Origin of the sequence: Nocardia sp. CNY236, from assembly GCF_000482385.1 — a bacterium.
In the GTDB taxonomy this organism is placed as follows: domain Bacteria; phylum Actinomycetota; class Actinomycetes; order Mycobacteriales; family Mycobacteriaceae; genus Nocardia.
The window spans coordinates 60,593-79,048 of sequence record NZ_AXVD01000003.1 but is presented as its reverse complement, the minus strand read 5'-3'; the positions used below and the strand labels follow the sequence as shown (position 1 = coordinate 79,048).

At 66.4% G+C, this 18,456-nt stretch carries 18 protein-coding genes; 5 read left to right on the top strand and 13 right to left on the bottom strand.

The window, feature by feature from the left end:
- Window positions 1–65: 65 nt before the first annotated feature.
- Window positions 66–1,292, bottom strand: a complete 1,227-nt coding sequence (locus K940_RS26850) for a sensor histidine kinase (RefSeq protein ID WP_051406852.1) — start codon at window positions 1,290–1,292, stop codon at window positions 66–68.
- Window positions 1,293–1,456: 164 nt separating this feature from the next.
- Here K940_RS26850 and K940_RS30650 point away from each other — a divergent pair, with 164 nt between their 5' ends.
- Genes K940_RS30650 through K940_RS0103700 form a run of 3 tightly spaced genes read left to right on the top strand, consistent with a single transcriptional unit; the run spans window position 1,457 to window position 4,157 of the window.
- The gene (locus K940_RS30650) at window positions 1,457–2,260 is read left to right on the top strand and encodes a hypothetical protein (protein WP_155980738.1); all 804 of its coding nucleotides are present in this window, start codon (window positions 1,457–1,459) and stop codon (window positions 2,258–2,260) included.
- A complete protein-coding gene (locus tag K940_RS0103705) occupies window positions 2,257–3,657 on the top strand; it encodes an alpha/beta-hydrolase family protein (protein WP_028476419.1) in 1,401 nt (466 codons plus the stop codon). Before K940_RS30650 ends, K940_RS0103705 begins: the two co-directional genes overlap by 4 nt.
- Before the next feature lie 53 nt (window positions 3,658–3,710).
- Window positions 3,711–4,157, top strand: a complete 447-nt coding sequence (locus tag K940_RS0103700; protein WP_028476418.1) for an SRPBCC domain-containing protein — start codon at window positions 3,711–3,713, stop codon at window positions 4,155–4,157.
- 69 nt (window positions 4,158–4,226) lie between these two features.
- Here K940_RS0103700 and gatA read toward each other — a convergent pair whose 3' ends face one another.
- The gene (gene gatA, locus K940_RS0103695; RefSeq protein ID WP_028476417.1) at window positions 4,227–5,699 is read right to left on the bottom strand and encodes an Asp-tRNA(Asn)/Glu-tRNA(Gln) amidotransferase subunit GatA; all 1,473 of its coding nucleotides are present in this window, start codon (window positions 5,697–5,699) and stop codon (window positions 4,227–4,229) included.
- Window positions 5,696–5,995 carry an Asp-tRNA(Asn)/Glu-tRNA(Gln) amidotransferase subunit GatC gene (gene gatC, locus K940_RS0103690; RefSeq protein ID WP_028476416.1) on the bottom strand — a complete coding sequence of 100 codons (300 nt, stop codon included), beginning with the start codon at window positions 5,993–5,995 and terminating at the stop codon, window positions 5,696–5,698. The genes gatA and gatC overlap by 4 nt, the downstream gene beginning before the upstream one ends.
- A 348-nt stretch (window positions 5,996–6,343) precedes the next feature.
- Between gatC and K940_RS0103685 the strand changes: the two genes are divergently transcribed.
- Window positions 6,344–6,994, top strand: coding sequence for an amino acid-binding protein (locus tag K940_RS0103685; protein ID WP_028476415.1), 651 nt, complete (start codon window positions 6,344–6,346; stop codon window positions 6,992–6,994).
- A gap of 40 nt (window positions 6,995–7,034) precedes the next feature.
- Here the strand turns inward: K940_RS0103685 and K940_RS0103680 are convergent, their stop codons facing one another.
- The 8 genes from K940_RS0103680 to K940_RS0103640 all read right to left on the bottom strand — a co-directional run bounded on the left by K940_RS0103680 (window position 7,035) and on the right by K940_RS0103640 (window position 17,040).
- On the bottom strand, window positions 7,035–7,373 hold the full coding sequence (locus tag K940_RS0103680) for a hypothetical protein (RefSeq protein WP_028476414.1): 339 nt from the start codon (window positions 7,371–7,373) through the stop codon (window positions 7,035–7,037).
- A 136-nt stretch (window positions 7,374–7,509) separates the two neighbouring features.
- Complete coding sequence (locus K940_RS0103675; RefSeq protein ID WP_028476413.1) at window positions 7,510–8,754, bottom strand: ATP-binding protein; 1,245 nt, start codon at window positions 8,752–8,754, stop codon at window positions 7,510–7,512.
- 82 nt (window positions 8,755–8,836) lie between these two features.
- A complete protein-coding gene (gene ligA, locus K940_RS0103670) occupies window positions 8,837–10,942 on the bottom strand; it encodes an NAD-dependent DNA ligase LigA (RefSeq protein WP_036527425.1) in 2,106 nt (701 codons plus the stop codon).
- Between the two features lie 59 nt (window positions 10,943–11,001).
- On the bottom strand, window positions 11,002–12,018 hold the full coding sequence (locus K940_RS0103665; RefSeq protein WP_028476411.1) for a methionine synthase: 1,017 nt from the start codon (window positions 12,016–12,018) through the stop codon (window positions 11,002–11,004).
- Between the two features lie 150 nt (window positions 12,019–12,168).
- Window positions 12,169–13,269, bottom strand: a complete 1,101-nt coding sequence (gene mnmA / locus K940_RS0103660) for a tRNA 2-thiouridine(34) synthase MnmA (protein WP_028476410.1) — start codon at window positions 13,267–13,269, stop codon at window positions 12,169–12,171.
- On the bottom strand, window positions 13,269–14,498 hold the full coding sequence (locus K940_RS0103655) for a cysteine desulfurase family protein (protein WP_051406851.1): 1,230 nt from the start codon (window positions 14,496–14,498) through the stop codon (window positions 13,269–13,271). The genes mnmA and K940_RS0103655 overlap by 1 nt, the downstream gene beginning before the upstream one ends.
- A gap of 389 nt (window positions 14,499–14,887) precedes the next feature.
- On the bottom strand, window positions 14,888–15,391 hold the full coding sequence (locus K940_RS0103650) for a nitroreductase/quinone reductase family protein (protein ID WP_028476408.1): 504 nt from the start codon (window positions 15,389–15,391) through the stop codon (window positions 14,888–14,890).
- A gap of 965 nt (window positions 15,392–16,356) precedes the next feature.
- Window positions 16,357–17,040 carry a YafY family protein gene (locus tag K940_RS0103640; protein ID WP_028476406.1) on the bottom strand — a complete coding sequence of 228 codons (684 nt, stop codon included), beginning with the start codon at window positions 17,038–17,040 and terminating at the stop codon, window positions 16,357–16,359.
- Window positions 17,041–17,113: 73 nt separating this feature from the next.
- On the opposite strand from K940_RS0103640, the gene K940_RS0103635 reads away from it, so the two are divergent.
- Window positions 17,114–17,845 carry an alpha/beta fold hydrolase gene (locus K940_RS0103635; RefSeq protein WP_028476405.1) on the top strand — a complete coding sequence of 244 codons (732 nt, stop codon included), beginning with the start codon at window positions 17,114–17,116 and terminating at the stop codon, window positions 17,843–17,845.
- Window positions 17,846–17,931: 86 nt separating this feature from the next.
- Here K940_RS0103635 and K940_RS32200 read toward each other — a convergent pair whose 3' ends face one another.
- Window positions 17,932–18,090 (bottom strand): hypothetical protein, encoded by a 159-nt coding sequence (locus K940_RS32200; protein WP_155980736.1) that lies wholly within the window; start codon window positions 18,088–18,090, stop codon window positions 17,932–17,934.
- On the bottom strand, window positions 18,087–18,284 hold the full coding sequence (locus K940_RS32840) for a hypothetical protein (RefSeq protein ID WP_028476404.1): 198 nt from the start codon (window positions 18,282–18,284) through the stop codon (window positions 18,087–18,089). The genes K940_RS32200 and K940_RS32840 overlap by 4 nt, the downstream gene beginning before the upstream one ends.
- Window positions 18,285–18,456 lie beyond the last annotated feature (172 nt).

Here is an 18,456-nt window from a genome sequence, read left to right as displayed (position 1 = left end):
ACCCTAATTCGCCAGCCGGCGCCGCGCCGCCGGCCCATCCGCGCGGCAGCCGAGTAGTGCGTAGTTCACCGGTCCGCGGGGGTGTCGACGGACGCGGCGGAGGCCACGGTCTCGCTGTCGGGCACGATCAGCGGGAGTCGGGCTCGTACCTCGAAACCGCCGTCGGCGCGGGGACCGGCGGCCAGTTCGCCGCCGACGGCCACCGCCCGCGCCTGCATCCCGGCAATACCGTGCCCGCCGCCGACACTCGCGCGGGCGAGCGCGGCTCCCGGTTCGTTGCCGACGAGCAGTACCAGATCCGCTCCGCATTCGACGCTCACGTGGACCGCGGCGCCCGGGGCATGCCGAGAGGCATTGGACACCGACTCCTGGACGATGCGATACAGCGCCGAACCTGTGGTCTCGGGAACGGACTCCAGTGAGCCATGCACGGTCCAGGTGATATCGACTCCGGCGCGCCGTGCGCCCTCGAACACGTCGATCACATCGCCCGCCTTCGGCTGCGGCGCGTGCTCGGGCAGCTGGCCGTCACTGCGCAGCACGCCGAGCATGCTGCGAATCTCGTTGAGTGCCGCCCGTGCCGTGGCGGCGATCGACTCGAACTCGGCGCGCGCGGCCGGACCGACGTCCTCGATCCGATACGGCGCAGTTTGCGCCTGCACCACCACCAAGGACATATGGTGGGCCACCACATCGTGTAGATCCCGCGCAATGCGAGCCTTCTCCTCCAGGATGGCTCGACGAGCCCGTTCGAGCTCGTTCTCTTCTTCTTGCCGCACCAACAATCGCCGCGAGAGCGCCAACCTTCGGATGAGCTGTCCGAACAGCACCAGGCCCGCCAACGCGACCGGCCAGCCCCACGCGGTGGTCGCGGACGCCTCGTTGTCACTGGTCAAGGTCGTCCCGAACAGAAGCGCCGTGGCCACCCAGGCGATTGCCACGACCTGGCTCGGTGAGCGCAGCGCCACCGCGAACAGCATTACCAGCAGGCACAACAGATGCACGACCTGGAAGGGCAGCTCGTTGTTCGGCTGATTCGGAATCGCCAGGGCGATCACCAACGCCGAGCCCGCAGAGATCGCCCAGCCCAATGCTGGATTGATCCGCACGAGTAGCAGTGGGAAGGCGGCCAGAGCCGCGATGAAGGGCTGGGCCACGACGGGCACGAGGTGCGTCACATGCAATGTCGGCCAGGCCACCGCATACAAGACGATCACGACCAACGCTGTACCCACGTCGAATCGAGTCGCAGCGTCCAGTCGGCGCATGTGGGCACGAATTCGTCGGTACATACCTACGACAGTAGAAACCACGGGTGGGCCAGACCTCACCCACAGGGGTGAAATCGGTCTGATACTCCAGGATGAGACGGCACGGTCACTGCCACGACGGCATGGACGACGGGCACCTCCCGAGCGTGAGGTGCCCGGAGAATCCGATTTTTAGCGTTGTCGTCATGAGCACACCGACCAGCACGAAACCACAGCCAGCGGCAACGTCCACCGCTGGCCGCGGAGTTCGAAACTCTGCTGTCACAGCCGATCCCACCGCTCGGCGCCCTGGCAAGTTCGCCACGCAGGCCGGGACGGCGTGGATCGCCGTGGTGACAATCGGATTGCTCACCCTCACACCGCAGCAGGTCGCGACCGCGGACCCGGCTGTCGAGAGCTCGCTGGCACGGGCCGCCGTCGTCGGACTCACCGACGACCTACCTCGAGAACCGGTCGTACCGCCCGACTTTCCACGCTTGTACGGCTATCACCCGCGGATGGTGGACGGGCTCCTGGTCAACCCACAGGGCGACTGTTCCACACCGGTGAGCCTGCCTGTTGAATTCGACGTCGCGTGCAAGGCCCACGACCTCGGCTACGATCTGTTGCGCTACGCGGATCGGCGCGGCGAACCGCTGGGGCCTTGGGCGCGGCAGGCCCTGGATGCCAGCCTCGCGCAGCGCATGCACCGCGCCTGTGCAGCGCGAGAGCAGTCGCTGGCCCGCACTCGGTGCGCTGCCATGGCATCGATTGCGGAACTCGCCGTCGACCTGAACTCCCGTCGACAGAACTACGGGGCGCCCGTCGACGAACCCCTGCTCGACGCCGCAGTTTTCCGCAGCGCTGAGAGGTGGAAACCGTTCGCAGCACTCGCGGCCGGAATCGCCGGGCTGAGCATCGTCCTCCTCGCGCGCAATCGGCGGCGGGGCGGGCGCCCACCAGAGGTCGGTGCGTCGTACAGGTCCAGAGCCTCGGTAGATGTGCGATGACGGTGTCACAGGCCCCGGCGCTACACGACCAGCGCCGAGAAACTCTCGTTGCGCGAACTGTGCTGGTGCCTCGAATCCAACCGCCGCGACTCGGCACGAGCCTGGGGATCGGAATCGGGACGCTGGCCTCTCTGGCGCCAGGACTACTACCTCGTTCGGTCGGCACCCAGATCGCGCTGACCGGGCTGCTTGCAGCGCTCGCGCTCGGGGTGGCAGGGATCCTGCGTGCTCTCGTGCGACAGCCGGGCCTGCTCGGCACTCGGCAGCAGACCCGTGCGCGTATGCCGGTCGCGGTCGTGATGGCGGTGCTCGTCGTGGGAGCCGTAGCACACGCGCACCACTGGCAGAACACACTCCGTGCAGCGATGGGTGCACCCCGAATCGCCGTGGACTACTGGGTGCGATGCGGGCTCGGCGCGGCCGTCGTGGTCGGCGTGTGTCTCGGCATCACGCACACGATCGCCTGGTTGCTGCGCACACTGGGTTTCACACGCGCAGCATCCGTGGGGATCGTGCTTGTACTCGTGCTGCAATTCGTCGGGGTTCCCGCGGTGGTGACGTGGGGGGAATCTGTGTACGCGCGAGCCAACGCCGCAGTGGATCCCACTGTGGTCGAACCGATGTCGGGATCGGGCGGACCCGGGTCGGTGGTGAGCTGGGCCTCACTGGGCGCGCACGGACGCACGTTCGTCAGCAGTGCCCCCGAACGCGCCGTAGCTGTCTATATCGGAGTGACCGCGGCGCCGGACCTGCACAGCCGGGTGGCACTGGCGATCCAGGAGTTGGTGCGGTCGGGCGGCTTCGAGCGCTCGCATCTGGTCGTCGTCGTGCCGACCGGATCGGGCTGGATCGACCCGAAGGCGGTCGAGGGTTTCGACCGGCGCTTCGACGGCGACGTCGCGCTGGTCGGGTTGCAGTATTCGTATCTACCGAGTTGGGCGAGCTTCGCCTTCGGACGCAATGAGGCAGCCATAGCTGCGCGCAGTCTGTTCACCGCTGTGGAAGATCACCTCGAGGGCCTGGCACACAAGCCGAAGCTGTACCTCTACGGCCAAAGCCTCGGTGCGCTCAGCGGCAGCGCGGTGTTCGCCGACGACGCCGATCAGGACCGCAGAACCTGCGCGACGCTGTGGGCCGGACCGCCGGGCGGCCGAGTACACCGCGGCGGCGCAACCGTGCTGGCCAACAGCTCCGATCCGGTGATCTGGTGGTCCCCCAGCCTCCTGTGGCGACCACCCGATCTGACCGCTGCTCGCATCGACGCCCCGATCCCCCGATGGCTTCCGGGAATCAGCTTCCTGCAGGCCTCGGCCGATCTGCTCGCCGCGCTCGATACTCCGCGTGGCCATGGCCATCGCTACGACGCCGACCAAGGGACCAGAATGGGCAGCTGCTGATCGTTCGGCAAGGAAAGGATGCGCCATATCTAGAACATGTTCTAAATTGATGTATGGCCTTCGTCATCCCCTGCACTGTCGAGATCGATGCACCTGCCGACTTGGTGTGGCATGTGATCACCGACTTCTCCCGCTACGGCGAGTGGAATCCCTTCGTCTCGGAATGTCACAGCTCCCTCGTCGTCGGCGAACCGATCGATATGCTCGCCCACCTGTCCGGCTCACGCCCACGCAGACAGCGTGAGTGGATCCGCTCCTGCACTCCCGGACACGAATTCAGCTATGCCATGCGACCGCTCCCGCTCGGTGCGTTGCACAGTCTGCGCTCACAGACTGTGACGCCACTTTCGAACAATCGCACCCACTACGCATCGCACTTCGAACTGGGCGGGTGGCTACACCCGGTCGTGGTGGCACTACTGGGCACGAGTCTGCGCCGTGGCTTCGAAGGCATGACCGAAGGCATCCAGAAGCGAGCCGAGTCACTACACACCACCTGAGCAGCCCACACCTCCCGATCGGGCACCTCCCGATCGGGCACCTCCCGATCGGGAGCCGGCCGAATCGACTCAGCCGATGGGTCCGCGCGCAGCTTCGTAGGCGGCGCCGACCCGATACAGGCGGTCGTCGGCAAACGCGGGAGCCATGATCTGGAGGCCGACCGGCATACCGTCGTCCTTGCTCAAGCCCGACGGCACCGACATGGCCGCGTGGCCGGCCAGGTTGGTGGGCAGAGTGCACAAGTCGGTCAGGTACATCGCCAACGGATCGTCGATCTTCTCACCCAGCTTCCATGGCGTGACCGGGCTGGTCGGCGAGACGAGAACGTCGACCTGTTCGTAGGCATTGGCGAAATCACGCGCTATCAGCGTGCGCACCTTGAGCGCTTGGCCGTAGTACTCGTCGTAGTAACCCGCAGACAGCGCATACGTGCCGAGCATGATGCGCCGCTTGACCTCCGGACCGAACCCCGCCGCACGCGTAGCCGCCATCACCTGCTCCGCGCTGTGCGCACCGTCATCGGATACACGCAAGCCATAACGCATGGCATCGAAGCGGGCCAGATTCGACGACACCTCCGAAGGCATCACCAAGTAGTAGGACGACAACCCGTATTCGAAGTGCGGACACGACACTTCGACGACTTCGGCGCCGAGATCTTTGAGCATCGCCACCGCGACATCGAACGAATCGAGCACTCCCGACTGGTAGCTATCGGAATGCAGTTCCTTCACCACGCCGATCTTCACGCCGCGCAGATCACCATTGCCACCCGCACGCGCGGCAGCCACCACCGGCGGCACCGGCACGTCGCGCGAGGTCGAGTCACGCGGGTCGTACCCGGCGATCACCTCGTGCAGTAATGCGGCATCCAACACGGTTCGACCGCATGGACCGCCCTGATCCAGAGATGACGCACAGGCGACCAGGCCGAAACGCGACACCGTGCCGTAGGTCGGCTTGGTCCCGACCGTCGCGGTGACAGCCGCAGGCTGACGGATCGAACCGCCGGTATCGGTCCCGATCGCCAACGGAGCCTGATTCGATGCCAGCGCCGCGGCGGAACCACCGCCGGAGCCGCCCGGGACACGAGTGGTATCCCACGGATTGCGCGTCGGGCCGAAAGCCGAATTCTCCGTGGACGACCCCATGGCGAACTCGTCCATGTTGGTCTTGCCGAGAATCGGGATACCCGCCGCGCGCAGTCGCGTCGTGACCGTCGCATCGTACGGCGACACCCAGTCCTCGAGGATCTTCGACCCACACGTGGTCGGCATGTCGGTGGTGGTGAATACGTCCTTGAGCGCCAAGGGAACCCCAGCCAGCGACGAGGCCGGTCGAGCGCCCGAAACGAGGGCAGAGTCCACTTCGGCGGCGGCGGCCAACGCCTGCCGCCGCGCGACATGGAGGAACGCGTGGTACTCACCATCGACCGCGTCTATGCGATCCAAGTGCGCCTGAGTGACCTCCACCGAGGACAGCTCGCCCGCATGGATCTTGCCGGCCAGCTCCGCCGCCGACAATGTAGTCAAGTCGGTCATTCGTCCTCCTCGAGGATCTGCGGAACCATGAATCGCTGGTCCTCCACCGCCGGTGCGCCCGACAGCGCCTGCTGCGGGGTCAAGCACGGGGCCGCCTCATCGGGGCGAGCCACATTGGACACCGGGTTCGGCGATGCCGTGGCGGGCACGTCCACGGCAGCGACCTCGGAGATGGTCCGCACGTGACTCAGGATCGAATCCAGCTGTCCGGCGAAATGATCCAGTTCGGCGTCGGACAACGCGAGCCGGGACAGCCGGGCGAGGTGTGCGACCTCGTCGCGGGAGATGGCGGGCACCGCGGAACCCCTTTCGGCTTCGATTTCAACTAATGCACGCCGGTTGCGCTCGCAGCGGAGCGCGGCGTACTCGACAACCCCATAGCCTAGCCATCGGCGACCTCGTTTCCATCCGGCACCCGCACCGGGTTGGACCGACCACCCGGTCACGTCCAGCAGGCAACTGGCAATCGCCGCCGGCGGAGGTATATTTCTGCTCAGACCGGACGACACGCCGCTCGAATGCAAATTCGCCAGTGGCGTGTGTCACCGGCGAGGCTCCAACTCGATAACGAGCCGTCGAGAGTGTAAGGATGGCGTTACCCGGGTATCCGTTCAGAGCCTCGGCCGCCAAGGAAAGGAAAGCACGTGTCGTATCTACTCCGCGTGCAACTTCCGGATCGACCGGGAAGCCTCGGTGCACTCGCTCACGCGCTGGGTTCCGTCGGCGGCGACATCCTCTCCCTCGATGTCGTCGAGCGCGGCGCCGGGTATGCCGTCGACGACCTGGTCGTCGACGTACCCTCCAACGCCCTGCCCGACACCCTGATCACCGCCTGCGAATCGATCGGCGATGTACGTGTGGACTCGATCCGCCCCTACTCGGGCATCTTGGACACCCCTCGCGAGCTCGAGCTCATCGACCAGGTCGCCACCGCCCGCGACGATCGACTACAAGTACTGGTCGACGGCGTGCCCCGAGTGCTGCGCGTCGGCTGGAGCACGATCATCGACATCGGTCCGCACGGCATCTACCGGGTCGTCGGAAGCGTCAGTGCACCCCAGACGCAAGCCGCGACGGCACCGTGGATGCCTTTGGAAAAGCCCACCGCACTCGATCCCGACGCCGACTGGGTGCCTGCAATCTGGCGCGACATGGACACCAGACTCGCCGCCGCCCCACTCGGCGGTACGGGCAGAGTGCTGCTGCTCGGCCGCCCCGGCGGCCCCGACTTCCGACCGTCCGAGGTCGCCCGACTCGGCTATCTCGGTGGGATCGTCGCGACGGTCCTGGGCTGACGCGCGCCTACTCGCTACACCGCAGTCGATCGAACTCCGATCAGTTGGGTTGGTACAACTGCCATCGCTCGGGTCGACCCGCGGGATAGACCACCATGAGAATGTCCCCGATCTCGGGCCAGGTCTTCACATTCCACGAGAACCGTCCGTAGACCACGGTGCCGGTGACCGACGGGCCGGACAGTTCGCCGGTGATCGTGACATACTGCTCCCCCGCGGCATCGGGACGTGGGCTCACACCCGTGACGAACAGCGTCCCGCGCTCGGCGTTCGTCGGTGACCGCACTCGTCCTCGACGGTCGCGGCGATCACGGACGACGAGCACGATCAGCGACACCAACACGGCAGTCAGGGTCAACAGAGCAGCGAACTCCAGCATCTGCTCATGTTAGGGGCCGTTCTACACCCGACACGAGCTGGCTGCTTCCCTGGTCCGCCAGCGTTCAGCGCATCACTCGTGGTCGGCGCCAGCCGTCGACGCCGCCGACATCCCAGAAACTGCTCAGGACTGCGTACTACACCGACACCAGCTGGCTGACGCCTTGGTCATTGCGACGAATCTGCCACACCGAGGTGCGGGTGCGTTGTGAGCGTCCGTTGCCCCGGTCGATCAGTCCCCGGTTGTCGGTGGTGAAAATCAGCTGAGCGCCGCGCGTATTGGTCTCCGGATTCTGGAACAGCTGAATCAATCGGTCGGTCTCTTCGGCCGGCAGGCACGCGCCGATGTCGTCGATGGCGAGTACCCGCCCGGAGTCCAACGCATCGAGCATGGTCGGCAGCAGCCGCAACAGAGCCAATGTTGCCGAGGATTCGTCACCGATGTCGAACGGGTTCGCGATGCCATCGTGCACCAAGCTCAGTCCGACTCCGCGGCGCGCCACCATGCGCGCATACAACGCATCACGCGCGGCCATCAGATTCGTGAGTTCGCGTTCGAGTAGCGGACCGGTCATCCCGGTGTCACGCGCCACCTGCTCGGCGTAGCCGGCCGAGGTGGCGCACCGATCGATCCGCTGCGTCAGACCGGCGATATCCCTATCCAATTCGCGAAGGTAGTCGGCATACATCGGATCGTCCTCGGCGACCAGGAGATCGCTGATCCCCAGCTCCGCGCTGCGCAGCAGCACCAACAAGCGGGCCGCGTTCTCCGGCGACCGAGACAGATGGCCACCCAGCCGATGGGAGATGGCGTCGAGGTCGGCGGGTCCGCGCTGCACCTCGAGCATGGACTCGAACCATCGGAAAGCGGGTACCAAGGCCTCGGCGTACATCTGTCCAGCGAGGCTGAGCAGTAAGGCATTCGGACGGACCAGCGGTGCGACCGCGGCGACCCCGTAGCGCGCGGCCTCGAACATCGGGCCGATCTTGACCTGTTCGCCGCTGCGCTCGAACACGATTCGCTTGCGCGCACGCGGATGGGTGTACAACCATTCCGCGGTCACATCGGCGTTGTCCACTTCGAACCCGTAGGTGTAGGGCACCCCCTCGGCCACGAACGCGGCCACGAACTGCGATGGCCGATCCGGAAATCCGCGATGCGGCGACCGCACCGGACCCGCGTACGGATCCCACTGGGTGATCGAATGCAAGACTGCGTCACGCATCTGTCCGAGCGCGTCGATCAGATTCGTTTTGCCCGCCGCCGGCCCACCGTGCACGGCGGTCACCGGCATCGACACCGGACCGCTTGCCTTGGTGAGTCGCAACTGTTGTTCCTCGGCCAGTGATCTGTGATTGGTCACCTGAAAACTGCGCAGCATGGCCGTCATACTTCCGCCTGTGCCCCGCCGCCGCGACACCGGCCGGCACACTTCGGCGATTTCGACTGTGTCCGAGCGCTCCTCACTCCACGGCTTCGGAATCGGTTGGGGGTGGCTGCACCGCAACTGCGTCGGGCCCATGTTCGAGCAGTCGTCGAAATCCGTCCTCGTCGAGGATCGGCACCCCGAGCTGCTCCGCTTTCGCCGCCTTGGATCCGGGCATGTCACCGACCACGACGAACGCGGTCTTCTTCGACACCGAGCCGGCGGCCCGGCCGCCGCGCACCAGGATCGCCTCTTTGGCGCCGTCCCGGGTGAAGCCCTGCAACGAGCCGGTCACCACGATGGACAGCCCCTCGAGGGTGCGGGCGATGGACTCGTCGCGTTCATCGGCCATCCGCACGCCCGCAGCTCGCCACTTCTCCACGATGGCGCGATGCCAGTCGATGGTGAACCATTCCGACACCGCAGCCGCAATGGTCGCGCCGACGCCATCGGTCGCAGCCAATTCCTCGACCGACGCCTGCTGTATCCGGTTTAGGCTGCCGAATGCGGCGGCCAAGGCACGCGCCGCGGTCGGGCCGACGTGCCGGATCGACAGACCCACCAGGACTCGCCACAGCGGCCGGTCCTTGGCCACGGCCAGATTCTCCAACAGGCGGGTGCCGTTGGCCGACAGACTGCCGTCCTTGTTGGCATACAGCGAGGTGGTGAGCAGTACCTGCGCGTCCAGATCGAACAGATCGCCCTCGTCGACGATCGCCTCCGACTTCAGCAGATCCACCGCCCCTTCGTAGCCGAGCGCTTCGATGTCGAACGCGCCCCGGCCGGCAACGTGGAAAACGCGCTCGCGCAATTGCGCGGGACAGAACTGCTGGTTCGGGCAGCGGATATCGGCGTCACCCTCTTTCTCCGGCCGCAACTCGGTACCGCACTCCGGACAGTGGGTCGGCATCACGAACTCGCGGGCGTCGTCCGGGCGTGCATCCACCACCGGCCCCAACACCTCGGGAATCACATCGCCCGCCTTGCGGATGGTGACCGTGTCACCGATCAGCACTCCTTTGCGCACGACCTCGGCGGCATTGTGCAGCGTGGCCATAGCCACCGTGGACCCCGCGATGGTCACCGGCTGCATCACCGCGAACGGAGTCACCCGGCCGGTGCGACCGACGTTCACCTGGATGTCCACCAGTGTGGTCGTCGCCTCTTCGGGCGGGTATTTGTACGCCGTCGCCCACCGAGGAGCGCGCGAGGTGGCACCGAGCCGACGCTGCAGGGCGGTTTCGTCGACCTTGATCACCTGGCCGTCGATCTCGTGTTCGATGTCGTGACGGTGTTCTCCCCAATAGGCGACCCGCTCGATCACCGCGTCGATGCCCCGCACTCGACGGGTGTGTTCCGACACCGGTAGCCCCCACTGTGCGAGTGCGCGGTAGGCCTCGTGCAGCGAGGTGGGTGTGTAGCCGTCGATGCGCCCGAGTCCGTGGCAGATCATCCGAAGACGGCGACGCGCGGTGACCGCGGGATCTTTTTGCCGCAACGAACCCGCGGCGGTGTTGCGCGGATTCGCATACGGCGGCTTTCCTTCGGCCACGATGGCGGTGTTGAGCGTCTCGAAATCTTCCAATCGGAAATACACCTCGCCGCGGACCTCCAGGAGGCCCGGAACCGGGAATTCGTCGCTCGGTGTGAGTTCACCGGGGATGTCGTCGATGGTGCGGGCATTGAGCGTCACGTCCTCGCCGGTGCGCCCGTCGCCGCGGGTGGCGCCACGGACCAGGCGACCGTTGCGGTAGACCAGGTTCAGTGCGACGCCGTCGATCTTCACCTCGCACAGGTAGTGCACATCCGGGCCGGTGTCGGCCTCCACGCGCGCTGCCCAGGCGCGCAACTCCTCGACATCGAACACATTGTCCAGCGACAGCATCCGCTCGAGGTGGTCGACCGCCGCGAAATCCGTCGCGAACCCGCCACCGACGAGCTGCGTCGGGGAATCAGGCGTGCGCAGGTCGGGGTGCGCGTCCTCCATGGCCTGCAGCCGGAGAAACAGTTCATCGAATGCACCGTCGGAGATGATCGGCGCATCCCGCACGTAGTACCGGAACTGATGCTCGCGCACCTCGTCCGCGAGCTGCTGCCATTCGACTCGCTGCTGCGGGGTCGCCGCGCTGTCGCTGTCACTCACGCATCGCACAGTAGCCGAGCAATCCGACAGCACAGCGCCCTGACGGCCACTGGGCGGACTCAGTCGAACGACAACGCCTCCGGCTCCTCGGCGTACGCTCGCGCGACGTCGGTGGCCAGCTGCAAGGCCCGGCGAGCCCAGGTCGACGAAGCGCCGGCCACACCACAAGTAGCGCTTACCGCGACCCGCTGCGCCAGGGTCTCGCGGCCGAAGCCGAGCTGGTCGACCAGTCGCACGCCCGGCTGTGCGAGCTCCCGCCAGGTGATCGGGGCGGACGGCGGCGCCGGCGGAACGACTCCGAGCACCAGTCGCTTGCCGGCGTCGAGCGCCTCGCCGACCTCATCGAGTTGCCGGGCGCCGATCGTGCTCAGATCGAAGCCGAGTGCCACGGCCGCGGTACGGCGCAACAGGCCCAGGGCTGGTGGCTGCGCGCAGCTGTGCACCAGCACCGGCACGCTCTGGCCATTGATCACCGTATCCAGCAGGTCCACGGCTTCCGCCTCGGGCAGCGCGCGGACGGTGTTCAAAGTGCTCACACCTGGCAGTGCGCCGTCGAGCACCGCGGTGAGCGACGGTTCGTCCAACTGCAGGACCACCCGTGCGCCGAGTCGGCGACGGACTTCTGCGACGTGCTGGTCCAGCCCTTCGGCCAACGACGCCGACAGGTCGCGCACCGCGCCGGCGTCGGTGAGCGCGCGGTGGCCGCTGGACAACTCCACGTGCGCGGCCAGAGTCAACGGGCCCGCCGCCTGAACCTTGACCAGGCGGTCACTGCCGGACAGGCCGGCGTTCTGCCACGCTTCGTCCAGCGCGTCCACATCGGTGCGCAGCAGATCCCGCGCTCGCCGCGATACCGCGCCTGGCCGGGACGCGAACCGGTACCCCCGTGGCGTGCTGTCGATATGCAGGTCCACCAGCAACGCGGCGCCGCGGCCGATCAGGTCGGCGCCCACCCCGCGCTCGGGCAGCTCCACCAGGTGCGGCAGATCGGCGAGTTCACCCACGATCGTTGCGGCTGCTTCTCGGGGATCGCCGCCAGGCCAGGAACCGACGCCGGTCGCGCATCCTCCGGGAATCCCGTCGTATTCGGTCGCCGCCACGGCCGGGTCGCCCTCCGCTACGCTCGCCGGGCCGAAATCGTCCACCGTCGCCACTCTCCCGTTCAGTCGAATTCCGCAGCGCCGGTCGTCACCGGCATCGAGGGCGCGCGGCCTCGCGTCGGCGACTCACCGGGTCCCCGCGGTCGCGATCGAGTGCTCCGTGGCCGAGATGGTCCCGCTGCCGATCACCTCGTCGCCCTGCGGATCGGATCGGTAGAGCACCACCGCCTGGCCACGGGCCACGCCGGTCAGGGGCTCGTGCAGGCGAACGACCATCCCCTCGTCGACCGCCTCGGCAACTGCTGGCGCGGTGCCGCCGTGCGCGCGCACCTGGGCCACACACTCGACTGGACCGGTGGGCGCGGAGCCCGAGGTCCAGACTGCTCGCTCGGCCTGTACCGTCCAGACCCGCAGGTCGTCGGCCGAGCCGACCCGAACCGTCCCGGAATCGGGATCGATGCCGGTCACATACCTGGGCTTGCCGTCGGCCGCCGGCCCGGGCAGTCCGAGACCTTTGCGTTGCCCGATGGTGAATCCGTGCACGCCGTCGTGCTGTGCGAGCACGTGGCCGCCGGCGTCGACCACAGCACCGGGTCGAACGCCGATCGTCGCTCCGAGAAATGCGCGGGTGTCGCCGGAGGGAATGAAGCAGATGTCATGACTGTCCGGCTTGTTCGCCACGGCCAGCCCGCGTTGCGCGGCCTCTGCGCGAATCTGCGGCTTCGGTGTGTCGCCCACCGGGAACAGCGCGCGCGAGAGCTGCTCGGCGGTCAACACCGCCAGCACATAGGACTGGTCTTTGTCGGCGTCGACCGCGCGGCGCAGGACGCCGTCGTGCAACCGGGCGTAGTGTCCGGTGACCACCGCGTCGAAGCCGAGGGCCATCGCGCGGTCGGCCAAGGCGGAGAACTTGATCTTCTCGTTGCATCGCAGGCACGGGTTCGGCGTCTCACCCGCCGCATAGGCGGCCACGAAATCGTCGATCACGTCTTCTTTGAAGCGATCGGCGAAGTCCCAGACATAGAATGGGATGCCGAGAACGTCGGCGGCGCGGCGAGCGTCGCCGGCGTCTTCTTTCGAACAACAGCCGCGTGACCCCGTGCGCAGGGTGCCCGGGGTCGCCGACAATGCCAGATGTACACCGACCACCTCATGGCCCGCGTCCACCGCACGCGCGGCCGCCACGGCCGAGTCCACACCCCCACTCATCGCGGCGAGTACCCGCATCAGACACCTCCTCTCGAACCGGCCAGGCCCGCGGCCTCGGCCCGCGCCACCACCTGTGGCAGCACGTCCAGCACTCGGTCGACATCGGCCCGCGTCGAAGTGTGCCCCAACGAGAAGCGCAACGACCCGCGAGCCTGCCTCGGGTCGTTGCCCATCGCAATCAGCACATGGCTCGGTGCGGCGACGCCGGCCGTACACGCCGAACCGGTCGAGCATTCGATCCCGGCCGCGTCCAGCAGCATCAACAACGAATCCCCTTCGCAGCCGGGAAAGGTGACGTGCACATTGCCTGGAAGGCGCCGCTCCCCGAGCGGGCCGTTGACCAGCGCATCCGGAACGATCGCACGGATGCCGTCGAACAGCGCGTCGCGCAACGCGCTCAATTCGAGCGTACGAGCCGGTAGGTCCACCACCGTATGCCGCAGTGCGGTGGCCAACCCGGCAGCCGCTGCGATGTCCGACGTCCCGGAGCGCAGGTCGCGCTCGTGCCCGCCACCGTGCAGCAGCGGCACGCATGGCACCTGCCGGCCGAGCAGCAGCACGCCGATACCGTGCGGGCCGCCGAGTTTGTGTCCGGCGATGCTCGCCGCGGACAGGCCGCTGGCGCGGAAATCGATGGGCAGCTGGGCAGCTGCTTGCACCGCGTCGCTGTGCATCGGCACGTCGAATTCCCGCGCCACCTCCGACAGCGCCTCTATCGGCTGGATGGCGCCGACTTCGTTGTTCGCCCACATGACGGTGACCATCGCGACATCGCTGGGATCGACAGCGAGCGCAGCACGCAAGGCGCTCGGCGCGACGACACCTTCGGTATCCGCCGGCAGCCAGGTGACCTGCGCGCCTTCGTGCTGCTGGAGCCACTCGACAGCGTCGATCACCGCGTGATGTTCGATCGAACTTGCGATGATGCGGTTGCGGTGCGGCTCAGCGGCGCGACGAGCCCAGTAGATGCCCTTGACCGCCAAGTTGTCGCTTTCGGTTCCACCGGAGGTGAAGACGACCTCCGAGGGCCGAGCGCCGAGGTCGGCGGCAATCGACTCGCGTGCCTCCTCGAGCTGCCGCCGAGCAGCACGGCCGGACCCGTGCAGTGATGACGCATTACCGGTCGTTCGGAGGGCAGCCGTCATCGCCTCGATGGCCGCGGGCAGCATCGGCGTGGTGGCCGCGTGATCGAGGTAGACCGTCTGGGGCACCGCACCTGTGACCGGACCCGAAAAAGCCGACTTCATGACCAGTAAAGGATAGCTGTCGCTGTGAGCGGGATATTCCCGCCCGCCGCGCGGCCACTCGTGCCCACGTAGCGCACACAGCCTTGGTGGTGCTCGCGCAGCACCCCGACGACACGACGCTGTCCGCGCCGACGAACACGGGGGTGGTGCTCACGGCCTGGTTCTCGTCCAGGTACCTCACCCGCACCGTTTGCACGACGCTTCCGGACAGCCAGCCACTTCGACGGTCGGGTTGCCCGGTGACTTCGGAGTGCTACTCAGGCCGAGGAGACGTGTCCTCGCCGCCGATGGCCAACTGCCCGAGTCGCACTCGGAGTCACGATCACGATTCTGTCGATGGACCCGGCAGTGGGCTGAACCGCGAGCGAAACGCTGGATGTCGCTCTCGCTCAGCCCTCGCCGTCGAGGGACAGCACGACCAGCGGCATCGGCAGGTCTACCTTGGACTGGTAGTCCGCCAGCAGCGGGTTGTTGGCCAGCACCCAGGCTGCGAACTCCTCGTAGTCCGCGCCTTCGAGCACCTTGCCAGTCGCCTGGTAGGTCTTGTCCCGAAGCTCGATGGTGGCTTGCGGATTCGCCTTGATGTTGTACCACCAGTCCGGGTACTTGCTCTCGGAGAACGAACTCACGTACATGGTGCCGTCCCGGTACAGAGGTCCCAGCGGAGTCGTGTGCCGCTTGCCGCTCCTGGCTCCGGTGGTGGTGAGCAAAATGAGGTCCCCGTCCGCATAAGCGCCGCCCACCTTGCCCGCGTTCTGCCGGAACTCCTTGATCACATCATCGTTCCAGGCCGCTATGCCGTCTTCCTGATCCCACGCCCAGTTCCACGGCGCGTTCGGATCGTTGTAGTCGGTGATGTCGGTCTGATCCAGGGTCGATTCAGTTTCGCTCATGAGTCGAGTGTGTCGCAGGTATAGGACAGTTTCCGACCTAATTCGCGGCAAAAGGTCCACGGCCGAAACATGTCTCGAGTCCGCGTAGCGAGCCAAGCGCCAAGACTGGTGGTGGCCGCGATCGTGTTCCTGCAGTTCGCCTTGCGTGGAGGGAAGCTGTCCCGGCGCTGGCTACATGAAGTCGGTGATCGTGTCTTCCGGCCGGACAGCGCACACATCGAGCGCCTGCCCTGGCTAGTACCGGCCTATCTGGTACCAACGTCCGGGCAGCTGGCGGTGTCCGGCTCGGGCACCGCGGCAAGGAAAACTGGTTGCGGAGCATCGGCCGGTATCGAGTACGGCTCAGGTTCTGCGGGGGCATGACTGAATAGTCCGGGGTTGTCGTCGTGCATGTTCGTGCTCCGATCTTCGGTGTGCGCTGCCGGTGAGAGTCGCGGCGGGCAGGGGCGAGGCGCTCGTCCCGTGGTGGAGTGGTCGTGCAGTCCGGGCCTTCCAGGGATACCCATCCGAACCCGGCGACACTCCGCGCCGGAAGGCCGAGCGGAGTAATCCCTCGCCCAGAGATAGCGAGCCTGCGGCAGTTCGAAAGAGGTCCTGTCGGATTCGGCAGCCGACCAACTGCTCGACGGTGTTCCTCATTACCGTAGCCTCATCCACCCCTGCTGCGCGCCTCCCGAGTGAATGTCAATCTGTGGACGGCAGGTCATTCTCCGCACACTCGCCGCAGCCGGGCATCTACCTGCCGAGACCGCGACACGCACGGTCGGCCAACCGACTCGATCGTCGAAATCGTCAGATTGAACCTGCTGCGCGGGCCGTAGGCGGGTGAGGTTTGTTTTCGGATCGGCGACCGTGGGAAACTGCTGGATCTCTTGGCGTTGCGCTACAAGTCTCGAGAGCGCCGACGAAGAAATGCTGGCCGACGCCCATGTGTAGCGAGTGAACGCCTATGGCGCCCCTCGGCTCTACACGGACTTTGCCGTCGCGGGGGGAGTGCCGACTTCCTGGATACTGTGGCCACTGCAGGGAATCGTGGTCACGCTGGCGTGCTCGATTCGCGCTACGAGGAACCATCGGATGTCACTGCGTAGCCGGCACCAGCCGATCAGGTACCAACGGTCGTTGGTGGATGCGAACATGATCGGCTCGATGTCGCGGGTCGTCTCGCTGTCCTCACGCGAGGTGTAGCGGATACGCACGACGCGTTGCTCGGCCATCGCTTCTTCGAGTGCCGATCTGACCGCGCGCACGGTAGGCGATGGTGTGTCCACCCAGATGCGACTTGCGAGTTCGTGTGCTTTCGTTCGGGTTTTGGGGTCGAGGACGTCCAGGACTTTTTGAACGCCAGCGCAGGCCAGGTCTGCATAGGGGGCGTCGGATGCAGCTGAGACGGCCGCGAGTAGCGCCACCGCCTGCGCGGGGCTCAGGCTGACCGGCGGGAGGCTCGCCCGAGCGGCTAGACCGTAGCCGCCGCCAGGCCCCGGGCGCGACCAGATCGGCATACCGCTGTTCTCGAGGGCGCTGAGATCTCTTTTGACTGTCCGCACCGACACGCTGAACTCCGCCGCTAGTCGCTCGGCCGTGCATCCGCGGGAACCAGCCCGGCGCAGCATCTCGGATAGCGCGTGGAGCCGCTCTGCTCGTTTCACTTCTGCACCCCAGCGAAAATCATGTCAGAAATGGTGACACACCCTTGTCCTAGGGGTATGCGAGTATCGCAGCATGACAACCACCACGAGCGAACCGACCATCATCTTGATCGCTGGCCACTGGCTGGGGGCATGGGCGTGGGACGAGGTGGTGGAACACCTGACCGCTGCGGGCCGGCGAGCCATCCCGATGACCCTTCCCGGCCTGGATGAAGGCGACCGTGAACGAGCGTTCAGGACGCTCGACGACCAGGTTGCGGCGATCGAACAGGCTGCCGCTACCGAAGAGCAGCCGGTGGTCATCGTGGCGCACAGCGGAGCCAACGCTCCGGTGAGCCGTGTGCTCGATCAGCGCCCCGAACTCGTCCGCCGTGTGGTCTGGGTCGACAGCGGGCCGGTAGCGCCCGGAAGCGTCTTCGCTCCGGACATGCCCGACGATTTGGACGAGCTGCCCCTGCCGCCCTTCGACGTGCTCGAGGAACAGGCCAGCCTCGAAGGCTTGAGCAGTCACGTTCTCGAGCGCTTCCGGGCACGAGCCGTCCCGGAACCCGGTCTCGTGCTTCGTCAGCCAGTGGAACTCGCCAACGATGCCCGTCTGAAGGTCCCGACCACGGTGGTGTGCTGCTCGATCCCGAGTGCGCAGCTGATGGAGCTGGCCAACGCCGGTCATCCAATGTTCGCCGAGGTCGTGAACCTTCGGCACCTCGACCTCATCGATCTCCCGACCGGTCACTGGCCCATGTGGAGCCGCCCCGACGACCTCGCACAGCTCATCGCCGCCGAAGCGACTTTCCGGGTCAGCTGAAATCCTGGTCGCGTCTGGCCTGAACCAGCGCAGCCACACCGGGCGACGCTCTCCACGCCGACGAACACCGAAACGGTACACAACGGTCACTTGTTAGCAGAGGCCTCATCCTCGACGCGCCGCCGAATCGCACGCACAGTTCGATCCTTCGCGATGCGTTGGGGCCAGAGAATCACGGCCACGGTCACCACCAAGGGCAAACCGACCACGGCTACCCACCCGAGCGTGGTCCATCCACTGTTCATCGAACCTCTCCATCCCGCACCGAGATCGGTTCTACATCGATCGCTGGAAGCGCCAAAGCCGCGATGGGTGACGTCACATCGGCTCGAAATTCGGTCAGCTCTTCAGGTGTGATTTCCCATCCATCCGGCCCGACCAGAGACCATGTCCCGTCGTAGCGCTGCAGGTATCGCTCTGGCACTTCCTCGTGGTCCATGGCTTCCCCTTCTGTTGCCCATTGGTACGCACCCGCCGCCGGGGACCTGATCAAGGCACGGCGTCTGCCCGGCGACGGGGCTATGTATGAGCATTTCGTCCGCGGAGCTGCGATTGAAGGCACGCGCTGCGTACGGAACCCTTACGCTGCCTATACACAACCAGCGGACACC

Bases quoted from the DNA above. Each gene is read 5' to 3' on its own strand.
- K940_RS26850 (WP_051406852.1), bottom strand. From the start codon at position 1,292: ATGTACCGACGAATTCGTGCCCACATGCGCCGACTGGACGCTGCGACT.
- K940_RS30650 (WP_155980738.1), top strand. From the start codon at position 1,457: ATGAGCACACCGACCAGCACGAAACCACAGCCAGCGGCAACGTCCACC.
- K940_RS0103705 (WP_028476419.1), top strand. From the start codon at position 2,257: ATGACGGTGTCACAGGCCCCGGCGCTACACGACCAGCGCCGAGAAACT.
- K940_RS0103700 (WP_028476418.1), top strand. From the start codon at position 3,711: ATGGCCTTCGTCATCCCCTGCACTGTCGAGATCGATGCACCTGCCGAC.
- gatA (WP_028476417.1), bottom strand. From the start codon at position 5,699: ATGACCGACTTGACTACATTGTCGGCGGCGGAGCTGGCCGGCAAGATC.
- K940_RS0103680 (WP_028476414.1), bottom strand. From the start codon at position 7,373: ATGCTGGAGTTCGCTGCTCTGTTGACCCTGACTGCCGTGTTGGTGTCG.
- K940_RS0103675 (WP_028476413.1), bottom strand. From the start codon at position 8,754: ATGCTGCGCAGTTTTCAGGTGACCAATCACAGATCACTGGCCGAGGAA.
- mnmA (WP_028476410.1), bottom strand. From the start codon at position 13,269: ATGCGGGTACTCGCCGCGATGAGTGGGGGTGTGGACTCGGCCGTGGCG.
- K940_RS0103655 (WP_051406851.1), bottom strand. From the start codon at position 14,498: ATGAAGTCGGCTTTTTCGGGTCCGGTCACAGGTGCGGTGCCCCAGACG.
- K940_RS0103650 (WP_028476408.1), bottom strand. From the start codon at position 15,391: ATGAGCGAAACTGAATCGACCCTGGATCAGACCGACATCACCGACTAC.
- K940_RS0103635 (WP_028476405.1), top strand. From the start codon at position 17,114: ATGACAACCACCACGAGCGAACCGACCATCATCTTGATCGCTGGCCAC.
- K940_RS32200 (WP_155980736.1), bottom strand. From the start codon at position 18,090: ATGAACAGTGGATGGACCACGCTCGGGTGGGTAGCCGTGGTCGGTTTG.
- K940_RS32840 (WP_028476404.1), bottom strand. From the start codon at position 18,284: ATGGACCACGAGGAAGTGCCAGAGCGATACCTGCAGCGCTACGACGGG.